13 protein-coding genes are annotated in these 16,771 nt (G+C 66.0%); 11 read left to right on the top strand and 2 right to left on the bottom strand.

The genetic code is table 11. The features are described from left to right. Positions 1 to 80: 80 nt before the first annotated feature. The gene (locus P2T57_RS00470; RefSeq protein WP_276300512.1) at positions 81 to 1,253 is read left to right on the top strand and encodes an MFS transporter; all 1,173 of its coding nucleotides are present in this window, start codon (positions 81 to 83) and stop codon (positions 1,251 to 1,253) included. A gap of 50 nt (positions 1,254 to 1,303) precedes the next feature. Then, positions 1,304 to 1,462 carry a hypothetical protein gene (locus P2T57_RS00465; protein ID WP_276300511.1) on the top strand — a complete coding sequence of 53 codons (159 nt, stop codon included), beginning with the start codon at positions 1,304 to 1,306 and terminating at the stop codon, positions 1,460 to 1,462. Here the strand turns inward: P2T57_RS00465 and P2T57_RS00460 are convergent, their stop codons facing one another. After that, positions 1,463 to 2,338 (bottom strand): SDR family NAD(P)-dependent oxidoreductase, encoded by an 876-nt coding sequence (locus tag P2T57_RS00460; RefSeq protein WP_276300510.1) that lies wholly within the window; start codon positions 2,336 to 2,338, stop codon positions 1,463 to 1,465. Between the two features lie 270 nt (positions 2,339 to 2,608). On the opposite strand from P2T57_RS00460, the gene P2T57_RS00455 reads away from it, so the two are divergent. The 7 genes from P2T57_RS00455 (at position 2,609) to P2T57_RS00425 (ending at position 10,865) form a co-directional block, all read left to right on the top strand. Then, on the top strand, positions 2,609 to 3,898 hold the full coding sequence (locus P2T57_RS00455; protein WP_420028548.1) for an ABC transporter substrate-binding protein: 1,290 nt from the start codon (positions 2,609 to 2,611) through the stop codon (positions 3,896 to 3,898). A 3-nt stretch (positions 3,899 to 3,901) separates the two neighbouring features. Next, positions 3,902 to 4,729 (top strand): ABC transporter ATP-binding protein, encoded by an 828-nt coding sequence (locus P2T57_RS00450; RefSeq protein WP_276300508.1) that lies wholly within the window; start codon positions 3,902 to 3,904, stop codon positions 4,727 to 4,729. Positions 4,730 to 4,973: 244 nt separating this feature from the next. Continuing rightward, positions 4,974 to 5,672 (top strand): ABC transporter ATP-binding protein, encoded by a 699-nt coding sequence (locus tag P2T57_RS00445; protein ID WP_276300507.1) that lies wholly within the window; start codon positions 4,974 to 4,976, stop codon positions 5,670 to 5,672. Next, positions 5,672 to 6,703, top strand: coding sequence for a branched-chain amino acid ABC transporter permease (locus P2T57_RS00440; RefSeq protein ID WP_420028547.1), 1,032 nt, complete (start codon positions 5,672 to 5,674; stop codon positions 6,701 to 6,703). Before P2T57_RS00445 ends, P2T57_RS00440 begins: the two co-directional genes overlap by 1 nt. Before the next feature lie 172 nt (positions 6,704 to 6,875). After that, on the top strand, positions 6,876 to 8,003 hold the full coding sequence (locus tag P2T57_RS00435; protein WP_276302129.1) for a branched-chain amino acid ABC transporter permease: 1,128 nt from the start codon (positions 6,876 to 6,878) through the stop codon (positions 8,001 to 8,003). After that, on the top strand, positions 8,000 to 9,028 hold the full coding sequence (locus P2T57_RS00430; RefSeq protein ID WP_276300506.1) for a 3-oxoacyl-ACP synthase: 1,029 nt from the start codon (positions 8,000 to 8,002) through the stop codon (positions 9,026 to 9,028). The genes P2T57_RS00435 and P2T57_RS00430 overlap by 4 nt, the downstream gene beginning before the upstream one ends. A 580-nt stretch (positions 9,029 to 9,608) precedes the next feature. After that, a complete protein-coding gene (locus P2T57_RS00425; RefSeq protein ID WP_276300505.1) occupies positions 9,609 to 10,865 on the top strand; it encodes an MFS transporter in 1,257 nt (418 codons plus the stop codon). Between the two features lie 21 nt (positions 10,866 to 10,886). Here P2T57_RS00425 and P2T57_RS00420 read toward each other — a convergent pair whose 3' ends face one another. Next, complete coding sequence (locus P2T57_RS00420) at positions 10,887 to 11,264, bottom strand: hypothetical protein (RefSeq protein ID WP_276300504.1); 378 nt, start codon at positions 11,262 to 11,264, stop codon at positions 10,887 to 10,889. 181 nt (positions 11,265 to 11,445) lie between these two features. On the opposite strand from P2T57_RS00420, the gene P2T57_RS00415 reads away from it, so the two are divergent. Both P2T57_RS00415 and P2T57_RS00410 read left to right on the top strand, forming a co-directional pair. Beyond that, positions 11,446 to 15,747: a beta strand repeat-containing protein gene (locus P2T57_RS00415; protein ID WP_276300503.1), complete on the top strand. Its 4,302-nt coding sequence runs from the start codon at positions 11,446 to 11,448 to the stop codon at positions 15,745 to 15,747. Position 15,748: 1 nt separating this feature from the next. Next, complete coding sequence (locus P2T57_RS00410) at positions 15,749 to 16,570, top strand: carboxypeptidase-like regulatory domain-containing protein (RefSeq protein WP_276300502.1); 822 nt, start codon at positions 15,749 to 15,751, stop codon at positions 16,568 to 16,570. Positions 16,571 to 16,771 lie beyond the last annotated feature (201 nt).

The raw sequence follows: 16,771 nt of genomic DNA, 5'->3' as shown, positions 1-16,771 counted from the left end.
CCTGCCAAGCGAGCGCAGAATGGGTTTTCGAGTGCGACGAACCGCTGTCGGGCGATTCCCGGCGACGAGGAGGTAGCCCAGTGGAACGCGGCTGGAAACCGGTAGTGACCATCGCTGGCTGGCAGACGGCGGCGAGCCTCTGCTACTACAGCATCTTCGCCGCGACGGCGTTCGTCCGCGAGGACTTCGGCCTCTCTCGCACGCTCGTCGGCGTCTTCCTGACTTCAGCACTGGTCGGCTACACCCTGAACCTCTTTCCGAGCGGTGCCGCGGTGGACGGGTTCGGCGAGCGCACCGCGATGGTCGCCAGTCTGCTGGCGCTTGCGGTCGGCACCGTCGCGGTTTCGCTCGCGCCCGGCTTTCTGCCCCTGCTGGGCGCGGCGGTCTTGCTCGGCGCGGCCTACGCCACCGCGATGCCCGCCTCGAACAAGGGAATCGTGGCCTCGGCTCCTCGGGGCCGGGAGAATCTGGCGATGGGCGTCAAGCAGGTCGGCGTGACCGCCGGGAGCGGGACAGCATCGCTGGTCGTGACCGGCGTTGCCGCGGTGCTGACGTGGCGGGTCGGCTTCTGGGCCATCGCGCTCCTCGCCGGAGGCTACGCGGTCGCTTTCCGATTCGCCTACTCGGGCACCGGCGGGTCCGGCCGGTTGGAGTTCCCCGACCTCTCGGGACTGGCCGACGACCGGGCCTACCTCCTGCTGGTCGTCGCCGGAGCGTTCGTCGGCGCGACCATCTTCTCGATGCTCGGCTACGTCATCCTCTACGTCGAGGACGTGGTGGGAGCGAGTGCCGCTGTCGGGGGCGTCCTCCTCGCGCTGACCCAAATCGCGGGGAGCGCGGGCCGAGTCGGCGCAGGGTCGCTGGCCGACCGCTTCGGCGGCGCAGGAGGAGCGGCGACGATTTCGCTCGCTCAGTTCGGCGCGGGGGTCGCGCTGTTCGGGTCGCTCGCCGCGGGAGTAACCGCCCTCCCGATTGCGGCCGTCGTCTTCGCCGGCCTCGGTCTGACGGTCCTCGGTTCGACCGGGGTCTACTACTCCTGTCTGGGGGACCTCGTGGCCAGCGACGAGTTGGGCGCGGCGACCGCTGGCGGCCAGACCGCCATCAACGTCGGCGGCCTGTTGGCCCCGCCGGCGTTCGGCTATCTCGCCGACACCGCGGGTTACCGGGCCGGATGGGCCGCGCTGGCGCTCTGCTCGGCCGCCGGGATGGCGTTGCTGTGGGGCGTTCGCCGGGAGATTTCGACCGGTCCCTGACGGTTGGCTCGGCAACACGTTTTTGAGGCCCGGCTTAGACCATCCGAACCATGCCACGAGTCGAGCGAACCGACGGCCCGAGCATCTCCTGCGACGCCTTCGAGGAGGGCCAAGAAGGACTGGTACTCAAGGACAACCACGGCCGAAACGTCGGGTGGATTCCCTTCGAGAAGGTCGAACACGTCCTGCCCGAGACCGGCGGGAAGTGACTACTCGTAGGTCAGCGTCATCCCGTCGTCGAAGCGCAAATCCCCGCCGTTGAGGTGGCTGGCGTGCTTCGAGAAGCCGAAGACGAACAGGTTGGCCACCTCGGCGGGCGTCATCATCTCTTTCGTGCGCGACTGGCCCAACATCACGTCCTCCACGACTTCTTGGACCGAGATGCCGCGTTGTTCGGCGGTATCGGGAATCTGGTCGGTCACGAGCGGCGTCTTCACGTACCCCGTGCTGACCGAGAAGGCGCGAATGTCGGCGTCGTCGCCCTCTTTTCCGCCCTCGCCCCCAGTTCCGCCCTCCGCGGCGATGGACTGGGTGAGACCCCGAATCCCAAACTTCGCCACGTTGTAGGCCACCTTGTCGCTGGTGACGTAGTGGCCGTGGACCGAGGCCATGTTGCCGACGCATCCGAAACCGGTCTCGCGCATCCGGGGCAGACATTCCTTGGCGAGTTCGACCGGCGCGCGAACCATGACCTCCTGCATCCGGTCGTAGGCCTCCATCGGGAACTCCTCGATGGCGTCGATGTGTTGCATCCCGGCGACGTTGGCGAGGAGGGCGATGTTTCCGTACTCGGCCGCGGAATCCACGATTTCGGGCACGTCCTCGCGGAGGTCCCCAGCGACTGTTTCGAGGGTCCCCTCGACGCCGAGGTCCTCGGCGCGAGTTCGGGTTTCGGCGAGGCCCTCCTCGTCAACGTCGGTGCCGACCACGGTGAGACCGTTCTCGGCGAGGACGAGCGCAGTCGCCCGGCCGATGCCAGAGGCCGCGCCGGTCACGAGCGCGACGTTCTCCGAGGAGAACCGGTCGTCGTCCACGACGAGCATATCGTCTGTCGAGAGTTCCGGGGGTTCGACTTCGTTCGTCATACCCGGCCGGACTCGCGCCGTCGGGGAAAAACCGGGGGTTAACGTGTGAATGTTCGGGGGCTGTCGGCCCGCTGTTCACATGTTAACCCCGCAGTATTTGCCGGGGGGAAGTAACTACTGTAATCTGTTATGGCAGATGACAGCGTTTCACGACGGCGATGGCTCACCGCGCTCGGTGCAACCGGAGCGGCGGGCCTCGCCGGATGTACAGGTGGCGACGGTGGACAGGAGACGACAACCGAAGGCGGCGACACGACGACCGAGGGCGGGATGAACGAGACCACGACGAACACGACCACGCAGTCGAACGCGTCGGGCAAGGTCAAAATCGGCGTGCTTCAGCCTACGTCCGGCAGTATCAAGTATTACGGCCAGCAGAGCCTCTGGGGGTTCTACTCCGGTCTGGCGTACAAGGGCGATACCGACCCCATCGAGAGCGGGAGTACCGGTACCTACACCGCGACGGTCGGCGACGTGGACTACGAGCTAATCGTCCGGGACACCGGATTTCAGGCGAGTAAGGCCCAGTCGCTAGCGACCAGCCTCGTGCAGGACGAGGAGGTAGACATGCTCTTTGGCTGTGCCTCGTCCGGCGCGGCCAACCGCGTTATCAAGACGGTCGTCAAGCAGGCCCAAGTCCCCTACATGGCGGGTCCCGCGGCCTCGGCAGACATCACGACGAGTTCCGAGACCTGCGGTAATCTGGTGTTCCGCGCGAGCGAAAACACCGCGATGGACGCCCGGTCGGGCGGGAAGTACGTCGCCAACGAGACCGACGTGAGCAAGGTCTTCCTGTTCGGCGCGGACTACTCGTTCGGCAAAGCGGTCGTCAACAACTACGAGAAGGTCCTGAAAGACGAGGGCGTCGAAATCGTCGGCAAGAAGTTCGTGCCCCAAGGCCACTCCGAGTGGAAGGGCCTCCTCGACAACGCCACGAAAGCCGGTGCAGAAGGCATCGTCGGCGGGTTCACCGTCAACACCCTGCCGAAACTGTTCACCGCGTACCTCAACGGCGACTACTCCTATCGCGTGTTCGGCGGGTTCGCTACGCGAATCACCAACGCCGTCGTGGGCCAGACCCTCCAGAAGGCGCTCGGCAAGCCCCTGACCAAGGAGAAGATTCAGAACGCCAACATGGGGCCGTTCACCACGCGCTACCACTGGAACCAGTACGACAACGAAATCAACAACCAGTTCGTGGACAGTTACACCAGCACCTACGGCACGGTGCCCGACCTGTTCACCTCCGGAACGTTCACCGCGGCCTCCGCCATCGTGCAGGCCGTCAACGAGAGCGGTTCGACCGAGGGCGCGGACATCGCCGAGGCCCTGCGCGGGATGACCGTCACCGACACCCCGAAGGGCGAGAACGGCTACACCTTCCAAGAGTACAACAATCAGGCCCGGTCGGCGATGACCGTGGCGAACCCGGTCCCGACCACCGACGAGTGGGCCGACAACTGGAAGGCGGCCATCATGCCCGGCGAACCCATGGCCACCATCGACGCCGAGGAGGCGACGATTCCCAAAGACAGCGACCAGATGGATTGTTCGCTGTAGGCCATGTTGCGAACTTCGGGGTTGACGAAGGAGTTCGGCGGCCTGACAGCCGTCGATACGGTCGATTTCGCGCTGGAGGAGAACGAACTCTGTTCGCTCATCGGCCCGAACGGCGCGGGGAAGACGACGTTCTTCAACCTGCTGACTGGGGTGCTGACCCCGACTGCGGGGAGCGTTGAGGTCCGAGACGACGGCGGGTGGCGCGACATCACCAGCGCCACGCCCTACGAGACGGCCGCCCTCGGCCTGCACCGGTCGTACCAGATTACGAACGTCTTCCCGACCAGCACGGTGCTTGAGAACGTCCGGGTGGCCGCACAGGCCGCCAGCGGCGACGCCATGAAGTTCTGGCGCAACGCTAGGGCCTTCGACGAACACATCGAGGAGGCCCACCGAATCCTCGAACGGGTCGGCCTCGCCGAGGACGCCCACACCACCGCAGAGAGTCTGAGCCACGGCGCGAAGCGCCAGCTAGAGGTCGCGGTGGCGCTGGCGGGCGACCCCGACGTGCTATTGATGGACGAGCCAAACGCCGGGGTGTCCTCCGAGAGCGTGGACCAGATTATCGACCTCATCGAGGACGTGGCGACGGACCACGCGGTCCTGCTGGTCGAACACAACATGGACATCGTGATGAACGTCTCGGACCGTGTGGTCGTCCTGAATCAGGGCGAGGTCATCGCCGAGGGCGAACCGCAGGCGGTCCGCAACGACCCCACGGTTCAACAGGCCTACCTCGGCGGCTACGAGGCCGGAAGCCTCGACGGCGAGAACGGCGGAGAGTCGCCCGCAGGTGACTCCGCGTCGGACCCGGAGGAGGGAACGGCGTGAGCGTTCGGCGGGTCGCTGTGGGGCGCTCGGTGCCGCGAGCGGACGGGGGCCGTCGTCCCGGCGGTCGTTGCGGCCGTTCCAGCAGTCGGCGACCCGCCAGCCACGAAAATCACGACGCGAACGAGGCGACTCCGACTTTTTCCGGCGATACCGCAGAAAGCATCCGTCCGATGGTATAGACAAGCGAAATACTCACTAAGAGAAAGAAAAACAATTCTAAAACGTACTTAAATAATGGTAAAACATGACACTTCTAGAAGTTGAGGACGCCCACACCTACTACGGCGAGAGCCACATCCTCGAAGGCGTCTCGCTCGAAGTCGAGGAGGGCGAGGTCGTCGCGCTGGTCGGCCGGAACGGCGTGGGCAAGACCACGACCCTGCGGACCATCCTCCAGTTGACCGCGCCCCGCGAGGGGTCGGTCCGCTATCGCGGCGAGGACCTGACCGGCCGCGACACCCACGAGGTCGCCGACATGGGCGTCGGATGGATACCCGAGGAGCGACGCATCTTCACCCAGTTATCGGTCGAGGAGAACGTTCGGGTCGCGGTGCCGAAAGACCGCGACACCCGCGAGGCGCTCGAACAGGCGTTCGACACCTTCCCGGACCTCCGGGAGTTCGCCGACCGGGACGCCGGAACCCTCTCGGGCGGCCAACAGCAGATGCTCGCGCTGGCCCGCGGTCTGGTCGGCGAGAACGACCTCCTGCTGGTGGACGAACCGAGCGAAGGCCTCGCGCCGCTCATCGTGGAGCGAGTCGCACAAGCCCTCTCGGACGCCGCCGAGGACACCACGCTCCTGCTGGTCGAACAGAACCTGCCGCTGGCGCTGGACCTCGCTGACAGGTTCTACGTCATCGACAACGGGCAGGTCGTGGACGAGGGGAACGCCGACGAGACCTCTGCGGACGACGAGCGACTCAGGAGGTATCTCAGCGCATGATGGAGTTCGCATCGACGCTCGCGAATCTCGTCGTGATGGCCGGGTTCGTGGACGCCCTCGGCCAGTTCCTCCGCCCGGAGAATCTGGCGTCGGTCGTCGTGGACGGACTGGCGAAGGCCGCCATCTACGTCATGATTGCGGGCGGTCTGACCCTCATCTTCGGCCTGATGGGCGTGCTGAACTTCGCTCACGGGTCGATGACGATGATAGGCGCGTATCTGGGCGGCCTGCTGATGGTGTTCGCCGTCGGCGGGACCTCCAGCGGCGCGACCCGCCTGCTGGTGTTCTTCCTCGCGCTGGCCGCGACGTTCGCGCTGTTGGCGGGACTGGGCGGCGTGGTCGAGGTCGGTCTCATCCGCCGACTCTACGACCGCCCGCCGGTCTACCAGATTCTGCTCACCTTCGGGTTGACGCTCATCTTGGACGAACTGGTCCGCATCGCGGTCCTGTTCTACGGGATGCAACCCACCAGCGACTGGCAGGCCGCACTCGGGACCAAGCCGTGGTTCCTCTCCGAGTCGGTGGACCTCGGTCTCATCTCGGTCAGCGGCCTCTCGCTGTTCGAAATCGTCATCGGCACCGCGACCGTCGCCGGCCTCTGGGCCTTCCTCACTCGGACGCGCTACGGCCTCATCATCCGGGCGGGAAGCGAGGACGCCGAGATGACCGAGGCGCTGGGCATCGACGTGCGCCGGGTGTTCACCGTGGTCTTCGCCCTCGGCGCTGGCGTGGCCGGCATCGCCGGGACGCTCCTGATGTGGGACCCCGCGTGGGGTGCCAGTGTCCCGCTGGCCGCCGACACGCTCCTCCCGGCGTTCGTGGTCGTCATCATCGGCGGTCTGGGCACCTTTCGGGGCACCGTCGTCGCGGCGGTCATCGTCGGGATGGCCGACGCCGTGACCACGTGGTGGTTCGTCAACGAAATCGACTTCGCAAGCCTGCCCGAGATGACCATCTTCCTCATCCTCGTGATGATGCTCATCTTGCGCCCGCAGGGCCTGTTCGGCGTCGAGGAGGTGGGTGGCCATTAGCACCGAAACCGCCGACGCCGCGACTCCCGAGTCCGAGACCGAGGAGGAGTCGCCGGCGTCGTGGCCGGTTCGCTACCTGCGCGAGCAGACCGCTCACGTCGCGGTCATCGCGTTCTTCGCCGTCTACCCACTCCTCCACTCGGCGCTAGTCAACTCGCCGGTCGGCGCGGAGATGGTGACGATTCTGCCCGACGTGGAGACGATGGTTACCGTGCTGTACTTCGGGCTATTCGCCATGTCCTTCGACTTCATCAGCGGGTACACCGGCTATCTCTCCTTCGGCCACGCGGCCTTCTACGGCACGGGGGCGTACTTCGTCATCCTCGTCGCCAACGGGAAGATTCCCCTGCTGGGGACCGGCACGCCGTTCATCTACCTGCTGATACTGGGCGGGTTGGTCGCCGCGGTCCTCGCGGTCCTCATCGGCGCGGTGTCCTTCCGCCTGTCGGGAGTCTACTTCGCCATGATTACGCTGGGATTCTCGCAGGTGCTGTACGTCTTCGTCCGGGACTGGGACTTCGTGGCCAGCAACCCGCGGGACGGTCCCGCGGTGCTGGGCCGGACCGAACCCTTCAGCGTCGGCGTGCCCGGCGTGGACTCGCTGGACTTGGCCATCGGCCAGTTAGCGGGCGATAGCGTCGAGGGCCTGCTCGGGGTCCTCTCGTTCGGGACCACCGAGGTCTCCTACTACATGATTGGTCTCGTGGTGCTGGTCTGTTACTTCGCCATGCAGAGAATCATCCACTCGCCGTTCGGCAGGGTGCTGGTCGCCATCCGCGAGAACGAGGAGCGCGCCGAAGCGGTCGGCTACAACACCTTCTGGTACAAACTCGGGGCGTTCGCCGTCTCGGCGTTCTTCGCCGCGGTCGCCGGCGGCCTGTTCGCGGGCTTCCAGCGGTCGGTCTCGCCCGAGAGCAGTTTCTACTTCCTCGTGACCGGTGACGCCCTGCTGGCCTCGATTATCGGCGGGTTCGGCACCCTCGCGGGACCGCTCTACGGGTGGCTGTTCGACGAGACTGTCACGGAGTTCCTTTCGAAGGCTGGGGAAGGCGGCGGCCTCCTCCCGTACCTCCGGGACAACCTCGGTCAGGCAACGATGACGACCGAACTCTACAACGGACTGACGGTCGGACAGGCCATCGACACCTTCCTGAACGGCCACGCCGAACTCTACGTCGGCGTCATCTTCGTGCTGTTCGTCCTGTTCATCCCGAACGGACTCCTCGGGACGGTCCGGGACCGCCTCGGCGGCCCGGTCGGCAAGCAGGTCGCACGGCGTCTGCGAGGTGACGAGAAATGACAGACCCGAGCGAATCCACGGTCGGACTGACTGGCTACGGAACGTACGTCCCGGACGAAATCGTCACGGGCGAGGAAATCGCGGCCCAGAGTGACATCCCCGAGGACGTCGTGGTCGAGAAGATGGGCGTCCGCGAGAAGCGAGTCTGTCCATCGGATTCGGACCACACCACCGACATGTGCGTGAAAGCCGCCGAGGAGGCCCTCGCTGACGCGGAAATCGAAGCCGGCGAGGTCGATATGGTCCTCTACCACGGGTCGGAGTTCAAGGACTTCGTGGTGTGGAGCGCGTCAGCGAACGTCGCCGAGCGCCTCGGTGCGGAAGGTGCCTTCGCGGTCGAAAGCTACGCGCTCTGTGCCGGGGCACCGCTGGCCATCCGGCAGGCAAAATCGCAACTGCTGGCCGACGCGCCCGAGACCGCACTGCTGGTCTCGGCGAGTCGAGAGGAGGACTTGGTGGACTACGAAAACGAGGACTCGTCGTTCATGTTCAACTTCGGGAGCGGGGCCTGTGCGATGGTGCTGGAAACCGACCCCGACGAGGACAGATTGCGGGCCACGATTCGGGAGAGCGCCGCCCTGACGGACGGCAGTTTCTCGGAGGACGTGGTGATGCCCGCAGGCGGGTCCCGGAATCCGGCGAGTCGGGCCACCGTCGAGCAGGGTCTCCACACCCTCGACGTGCCCGACCCCGAGGGAATGAAAGAGCGACTCGCGGACGTAAGCCTCCCGAACTTCGAGGAGGTCGCCGACGACGCGCTCTCGCGGTCTGGCTACGACCGCGACGACCTCGATTTCGTGGCGCTGACCCACATGAAGCGGTCGTTCCACGACCTGCTGACCGACCGCTTGGGTGCGGAAGACTACTACCTCGACGAGTACGGCCACGTCCAGAGCGTGGACCAGATTCTCGCGCTGGACGAGGGCGTCGAGCGCGGACTGGTCGAGTCGGGCGACGTGCTGTGCTTCCTCGCGGCCGGAACCGGCTACACGTGGGCCGCGACGGTGCTGGACTGGCAGGGCTGAGTCACGGAGTTGCGTTTTTCGTTTTCTTCGGCCGTCGGTAACATCGTCGTTTATCGAGTGCATAGGAGTCTCAGAACGAGAGTGGAGAACGGCCAAAGTGAGAGACGACCAGAGTTGGAAACGACCAGAGTAGGAGACGACCAGAGTTGGAAACGACCAGAGTAGGAGACGACCAGAGTTGGAAACGACCAGAGTAGGAGACGACGAGAAGCTAGCTTCAGGCTTGAACAACGCCGTCTACCGCACCGCTACCGCGGACCTCACACCTCCCCAACCTCCTGCGGTCCTCACTTCGTTGCGGTCCTCGTCCCTCGCGCGGTTGGCACGACCACTTCGGGTCGTGCCAGCGCGCGCCGACAGCATAAGGAGCAATTTTTGTAATTGGGAAGAACCGGTATAGGTATTTCTAGAAAATATATAGTTGTCTTTCTCTCTAACACAGTCCTCCGAGTGCGAACTTCGATGGGCCGAGTCGCGGTCGCCGAATCCGGCAAAATGGGCCGCCGAACGCGGTGAAATCGGTTGGTGTTCCGGAACGAGTTCCGAAACGACTTTTCCGGCCCGAGGAGCTTTTTTCGGTGTGAACGAGGAGAAACTCCAGTTCTACGCGCTCTATCTGACGCGGTTCGCCTCCGGGTTCGGGTTCGTGACGCTGTTGACCCTCCTCCCGAAGTACATCACCCTGTTCGGGGCCACCGGGTTGGTCGTCGGCCTGTTCACGACGGCGTTCACCGCCGCGCAGACCCTCGCCACGATTCCGCTGGCGTGGGCGGGCGACCGAGGAGACAAGCGACTCGTCCTCGTGGGCGTCCTCGGGGTGAGCATCCTGAGCTATATCGCGTTCGCGCTGGTCTCGAATCCCTCTGCGGAGTCGTGGCAGTTCATCCTCGTCCGCGGCCTGCAAGGCATCGCCGTCACCGGGTCGGGCCTGATGTCGCTGGCGCTGGTCGGCGAACTCTCCCCGCCCGACCGGCGGGCCAACCACATCGGGAAAGCGAACTCGTGGCGACTCGCGGCGGGCATCCTCGGCAGTCTCGCCGCGGGCGGTCTCTACGAGTGGGGCGGGTTCGAGGCCGTCTACACCGTCCTCGTCGTCCTCCTCGTCCCCGCGATGGTCGGCGTCTGGTTCCTGCTGGACGAGGACGAGTCCCGCGTGAAAGGCAACCCCTTCGCCGGACTGGCGTTCAACCGCCGGCTCTGGACCCTGACGAGTTTCCGCGCCCAGTACGCCGTCGCGGTCACGCTGGTCCGGACGTGGGTGCCCATCTACGCCGGCGTCACTGCCGCGCAGGGCGGGTTGGGCTACACCACCCCGCTGGTCATCGGTCTCGTCGTCACCGCCGAGAAGGTCACGAACATGCTCTTGCAACCCCACACCGGCAGACTCTCGGACCGCGCCGGGCGCTCGCTGTTCGTCTTCGTCGGCGGGGGTCTCTACGGGTTGGTCGCCATCGCGGTCCCGTTCACGCCCGCCATCGGAACCGCGCTAAACCTGCCCGCGACCTTCCCCCTCCTCGGGACCCTCTCGGCCGCCTTTCTCCCCCTGCTCGTCTGCAACGGCCTGCTGGGAGTCGCCGACAGCATCCGGGAACCCGCCAGCATGGCGCTGTTCGCCGACGAGGGCACCGACGACGGGAGCGTGGCCTCCAGTTTCGGCATCCGGGAGTTGGTCTGGCGGCCGGGGAGCGTCCTCGCGCCGATGCTCGGCGGTGCCCTGATGGCGACGCAAATCGACTGGGTGTTCTTCGTCGGCGGGGCCGCCGCCCTCAGCGCAGTCCTGACCTTCTTCGGCGTCCTCTCGCACAACTACGGCGCGCAGGCGCTGACCGAGTGGTAGCCCCTACTCGCAGTCGAGGGCCTACTCCGTCTCGACATCGACCAGTTCGATAATCGCCTCGTCGTCGTCCAGATGCTCCGAGAGTTCGTCCTCGAACCAGTCTGCGACGTCGGCGGTATCCTGCGGACTCTGACAGCAGTAGTACCCCCACCCGGTCGGGAACAGGAGGACCGCGCTGAACTCTACTTCCGGTGGGTAGTATGCGACGGCGCGACCGTCGTCCCACGTCAGCACGTCGAACTCGTAGGACCCGCGTCCGTGGTCGAGCGAGTGAATCTTCATCCCGAGGGCCTGCGCGTGGATTCGGCCGACGCCCGTCTGGAACTTCTCGACCACGTTGTACTCGTCGAGAAACTCGGTCACGACCGCCGGTTCGTCGCCCAAGTTCGTATCCCTCATGCTTTTGGTACTTATCCCTGCTCTCATAGGATTTTCCCACGGCGAGGGCGGCGAGTGACGTATAGTCGATTTATAATCGTCTCACTGCTAATATATTTGGAGGAATACAGTAAGTACGCTGTCCTGTCCCGATTTTCGAAAACCGATAGGTCTATCAATAGTAACTTTAAAGGTAGAAAAAATGGTTCGGTCACGCGAATGGCTCTCGGCTTTGGTCTCGGTCGTTGTAGTGGTCGCGGCCGTCACGGCCGGGGTAAGCGTGTTGACCGACACCGCACGAAGCCAAGCCGAGAGCGTGGGCATCAGCAAGTCGGAAATCAAGGCGGGGAACTCGTTCACCGTCAGTTACGTGGACGACACCGCCGACGACGGAAGTACGATGCACGTCGTGCTGGACGCCGACGCTGACGGCCAATACAGTTCGGGCGACCGAGCGACCTCGGTTGCATCGGAGGACGACAATCTGGCGCACTCGACTACCTTCTCGGATACCACGGGCCTCGACGGAGAGTACGCGGTCTACGTCTACGAAGGGGCGAGTTCGCTCACCACGGGCACCGACCTGACGGCCGGCGGGTCCGCGACGATACGCATCGACGGGTCGCCGCCGTGGGTCACCGACTTCAACCTGACCAACCCGTCGGGCCAGCAACTCGAACTCACGATGGTCACCGACGAGCAACTCCAGACCCACGAGGCCGACCTGACCGGGCCGGAGTCCACGACACTGACCGACTTCACCGAACAGAACGACAGCGGGACCTACACCTACACCGCGACCTACACCGCCAGCACCGACGGCGACTACACCGCAGACCTCCGAACCGCGACCGACGACTTCGACAACGAGGTCACGAACAATCAGACTCTCTCGGACGTAGTGACGGTTGACACCACTTCTCCGACCATCGAGGAGGCCGAGATAGAGGCCGGCGGACCGACCGTGAAAGTCACGTTCAGCGAGAAAGTCTCGAACTCCTCGGGAGGAGACCTCTCGGCCAGCGACTTCGTGTACGCCGACGCGAACGGTGCGGGTGCGTCGAGTATCAGTAGCGTCACCCACTGGCCGAACACCGACACGGCGTATCTCGAACTCGACGCGGCGGCCGTCCCGACCGACATCGGAAACGACACGATTCGGCCCGCGTCCGACGCGATTTTCGACGCCTACGACAATCCGGCCGACACCGCGACGACCGTGCTGGCGGACACCCAGCAACCCGCCGCGCCCCAGTCGGCGACGAGTCGCCCGGTCAACGCGAGCAACGTCGAAGCATACGACCTCACGGTCCGACTGGCTGACGACCACGAGGCCGGTCTCCTCGACGTGACCGTCTCGGACGGGAGCGCGACGGTCGAGGCGAACACGACAGTCGCCAACGAGACCGACGGCGATACGGACCCCCACGCGGTGACGTTCGCCGACCTGAACCTCTCGACGCTCGCCGACGGGCAACTGTCGGTCTCGGCGACCCTGACCGACTACGGCGACAACGCCGCGACGGCGACCGTGGCGACGCTGACGAAGGACACGACGACGCCGGGTGTCGCGGACGCGACCATCACGAACGCGCCAATCGGGACCTACGACGTGGGGACTCAGCAGACCGTGACCGTCATGTTCGACGACGAGATGGCGACCGACGACGCGCCGAACGTCACGCTGACGGGGCTGAATCGGACCTACGACGTGTCCGGGAGTTACGCCAACGCGACTGCGTGGACCGGGACGGTGATGATTAAGGACGACAACGACGACACCGAGGCCGCCATCCGGGTCGCCGAGGCGACCGACGCCGAGGGCAACGCGCTGGCCCCCGACGCGACCAACACCTTCCGGGTCAACACCACCGGCCCGGCCAAGCCAGAGGCGACGAAGGCAGGCGACATCACAGCGAGTAACGCCAGCGACTACTCGGTGACGGTCGAACTCGTCTCGGGGTCGGACGCCGACGAGGTCCGGGTTCGACTCGGCGACGGGACGAACTCCGTGGTACAGTCCGCCAGCGTCGCCCCCGACCAGACCACGGTGACGGTCTCCGGCATCGACGCCTCGTCGCTCTCGGAGGGGTCCGTGACCGTCGAGTCGATGACGCTGGACGCCGGCTATCCCAACATCGAGGGGTTCGTAGAGGAGATACCGGTCGAGAAGGACACGGTTGCGCCGGGCGTCGCGGGCGTCACGATTGCGGGCGGCGGGGTCAACGACTCGACCGCCGGGACCGGCCAGCAGGTGACGGTCAGGTTCGACGAACCGGTCGATACCTCGCGCTCGCCGACCGCAATCGTCTCGGGCCTGAATCGGTCGTACACCCTCTCGGGCGGGAGTTTCGTCAACTCGACGGCGTGGACCGGGACGCTCACCGTGGCCGACGACGACGAGACCACCGACGCCACGCTCAGCGTGAGCGACGCCTACGACCCGGTCGGGAACCCGATTGCGTCGAACGCCTACCAGTTCCCGGTGGACACCGACACGCCCGAGGTGGCTAACCTGCGCGTCGCCAACCCGACCGGCCGGGAGGTTTCGGTCGCGTTCGACAGCGACCAGCGCCTCTCGGCGGTCTCGGTCGCGCTCTCGACGCCCGCCGGGTCGGTGACGCTCGACCGGTCGTCGTTCACCGAGACCGGGACCGGTCCCTACACCTACACAGCGACCTACGAGGGAAGCGCCGACGGGACCTACGAGGCCACGCTCGGTCTCGCTGAGGACGGGATGGGTAACGACGGCGCGTCGGGCGCGACGAACGCGACCACCGCGGACGTGACCGGTCCCGAGTTCGCGGGCGAGTCGCCCGCCGGGACCACCGTGGCCGACGACCGGGCGAACGTCACGGTCAACGTCTCCGACGCGACCCACGCCGTGAACGCGAGCAGTCTGAGACTCACCGTGACGGATTCGGCGGGCACGAAACTCGACGCGGTGGGTACTGCCACAGCAGGGGTCAGTTTCTCCGGCGGCGAACTGGTGCTGGACTCCGACGAGGCCGGCGTCTCGTTCGCCGACGGCGAGGTGACGGTCACGGTGGCGGCCAACGACACCGTGGGCAACCGGGCCAACGCGACGTTCTCCTTCCGGGTCGATACCACCCCGCCGACGTTCGACAGCGGGTCGCCGACCGGGACGGTGGCCGACTCGCAAGTCCCGGTCAACGTCTCGATTGGGGACGCGACCGGCGTGGCGTCCTCGTCGGTCGGCGTGACGGTGACGGATTCTGCGGGCACGACGTTGGATTCGGTCGGGACCGCTACACCGGGCGTCAGTTTCTCCGGCGGCGAGTTGGCGGTAGACCCCGCGACAGCAGGAATCTCGCTCGCCGACGGCGACGTGACTGTCGAGGTAGTCGCCAACGACACGCTGGACAACCGGGCCAACGCGACGTTCTCCTTCGTCGTGGACACGCCGCCGACCGTCAGCGGGTTCGACGCCGGGACCGCGGGCGACAACGTGTCGGTCCGGTTCGACTCCACCGACCGACTCTCCTCGGTTCGAGCGACCGTGACCGGGCCGAACGGGACCCGGAATCTGACGACCGACGAGTTCGCCGAATCGCCCAACGGCTCTGGCGGCTACGAGTACAACGCGACGGTCACGCCGAGCAGAGACGGCGAGTACGACGTGCGCCTCGAAACCGCAACCGACCCGCAGGGCGACGGGGCGACCGGCCAGACCGCGACGGCGGTGGTGGACCGGGCCGACCCCGAACCGGCGAGCGCGTGGATTCGGGACGCTAACGCCACCGCGACCACGCTGACCGTCGAGTTCAGCGAGTCGGTGGACGCGAGCGGACTCGCGGCCGGCGACGTGAGCGTCGATAATGCGACCGTCACCGGCGTCTCGGGCACCGAGAGCGCCACGACCGAGATAAACGTGACCGTCTCGGGGCACGTCTCGACCGACGACGCGCCGACCGTCTCGTTCGCGCCCGGAAGCTACACCGAGGAGTTCGGCGATTCGGGCGGGACCGCCATCCCGGCCGAGATTCACACCGTCCGGTTGTCGCTGGTCCCCGGCGAGAACTTCGTGTCGGTCCCCGCGGTCGAGGGCAACGTCTCGCTGTCGGACCTCACCCTCGCGGGCGTCGAGACGGTCTGGACCTACGACGACAACGAGTGGCAGAGCTACGACCCCGACGCGCCGACCAACGACTTCTCGGCGCTGGTCGGGGGCAAGGGGTACGTCTTCGTGGCCGACCGCTCGACAACCATCGACGTGACCGTCGATAACGTGGCCGGCGGTCAGACGCGCACCGAGCAACTCGAAGCGGGGTGGAATCTGGTCGGCCACTGGGAGGAGGGCGAGCGGTCCGCGGGCGATGCCCTCGGGACGGTCGAAGCCGACGACGTGACGGCGTTCGCCCAAGGGACCGACGGGGCGCTCGACTACCGACTGGTGGACCTCCAGAACGACACCTTCCGGCCGGGCGAAGGGTACTGGCTCCTCGTCTCGGACGACGCGACCTACAACACGACTTCCTACTGATATGCTCGAATCAGACTCAGACCCAACTGACCGACGACGGACGCGCCGAGTCGGCGCGGTAATCGCACTCGCGGTCGCGGCGGTACTGGTCGCGGCGGCCGGTCCCGGTGCGAGCGTTCCGGACCCGCCACATCGCCTCTACGGGACCGTCACCGACGGCGACGGGGACGCGCTGGCCGGTGCGACCGTCGAAGTCGTCTACGACGGCCGGACCGTGGCGACGGCGACGACCAACGAGTCGGGATTCTACGACGTGTCGGTCTCGGACCCCGACACTGACGCGACCGACGAGACGCTCTCGCTCGCGGTGAACGGCGGTTCGACCGGGACGACCGTGACGTGGGAGTCGGGGGCCTCCGAGCGGCGCGACCTCACGGGGTCGGCCGGCGGCGGGTCGGGGACGACCACGACGACGACCACCGCGACCACGACCCAGCGAACGACGACCGAGGACGACTCGGACGGCGGGTCCGGCGGTGGCGGTAACGGCGGCGGTGCTGGCGGTGATGACGGCAGTGACGGTGGTGGATTCGGCGACACCAGCGACCGGTCGGACGAGTCGTCGTCCGACGACCCGACGACCGCGACGACGACCGAGCGAGCGGTCGAGGACGACGACACCAAGCGTACCCGGAGCGACGCTCCCACCGTCGGCGACGAGGCCCCGACCGAAACCACCCCGGTCACGACCGAGCAGGCGACCGATTCGACCGGGGCCGGAGACGAATCGTCGGACCTCCCCGGCGGACCGATTGGGACCGCGGTGGGCGGCCTCGCGCTGTTCCTCGCGGGCGGGGTGACCTTCCGGTACTTCTCGGCGTAGCGACGGCCGGAACGCCGGATTCGACTCTCGACAACCTATACAATTGCAAAAGAATTGTAGAGATGTCTCCGATGGGTGTGACGTGTCCGAATCGCCGACCCGTCCGCGACGCCCCCGGAACTCCTCGCTGACAGCTGACCGTCACCCGGTCGAACCCGTCCAAACAATATTAATCTCCTTATTTGGTATTAAAACGTCCTT

The organism is Halorussus lipolyticus (assembly GCF_029338375.1).
Classification (GTDB): domain Archaea; phylum Halobacteriota; class Halobacteria; order Halobacteriales; family Haladaptataceae; genus Halorussus; species Halorussus lipolyticus.
Note: the sequence above shows the minus strand (reverse complement) of the source record. Positions and strands in the feature narration are given on the sequence as shown.

Excerpts from the sequence above, each read along its gene's own strand:
- P2T57_RS00430 (WP_276300506.1), top strand. The coding sequence starts at position 8,000 with ATGACAGACCCGAGCGAATCCACGGTCGGACTGACTGGCTACGGAACG.
- P2T57_RS00445 (WP_276300507.1), top strand. The coding sequence starts at position 4,974 with ATGACACTTCTAGAAGTTGAGGACGCCCACACCTACTACGGCGAGAGC.
- P2T57_RS00440 (WP_420028547.1), top strand. The coding sequence starts at position 5,672 with ATGGAGTTCGCATCGACGCTCGCGAATCTCGTCGTGATGGCCGGGTTC.
- P2T57_RS00435 (WP_276302129.1), top strand. The coding sequence starts at position 6,876 with ATGGTGACGATTCTGCCCGACGTGGAGACGATGGTTACCGTGCTGTAC.
- P2T57_RS00460 (WP_276300510.1), bottom strand. The coding sequence starts at position 2,338 with ATGACGAACGAAGTCGAACCCCCGGAACTCTCGACAGACGATATGCTC.
- P2T57_RS00415 (WP_276300503.1), top strand. The coding sequence starts at position 11,446 with ATGGTTCGGTCACGCGAATGGCTCTCGGCTTTGGTCTCGGTCGTTGTA.
- P2T57_RS00455 (WP_420028548.1), top strand. The coding sequence starts at position 2,609 with ATGAACGAGACCACGACGAACACGACCACGCAGTCGAACGCGTCGGGC.
- P2T57_RS00450 (WP_276300508.1), top strand. The coding sequence starts at position 3,902 with ATGTTGCGAACTTCGGGGTTGACGAAGGAGTTCGGCGGCCTGACAGCC.
- P2T57_RS00420 (WP_276300504.1), bottom strand. The coding sequence starts at position 11,264 with ATGAGGGATACGAACTTGGGCGACGAACCGGCGGTCGTGACCGAGTTT.
- P2T57_RS00410 (WP_276300502.1), top strand. The coding sequence starts at position 15,749 with ATGCTCGAATCAGACTCAGACCCAACTGACCGACGACGGACGCGCCGA.
- P2T57_RS00465 (WP_276300511.1), top strand. The coding sequence starts at position 1,304 with ATGCCACGAGTCGAGCGAACCGACGGCCCGAGCATCTCCTGCGACGCC.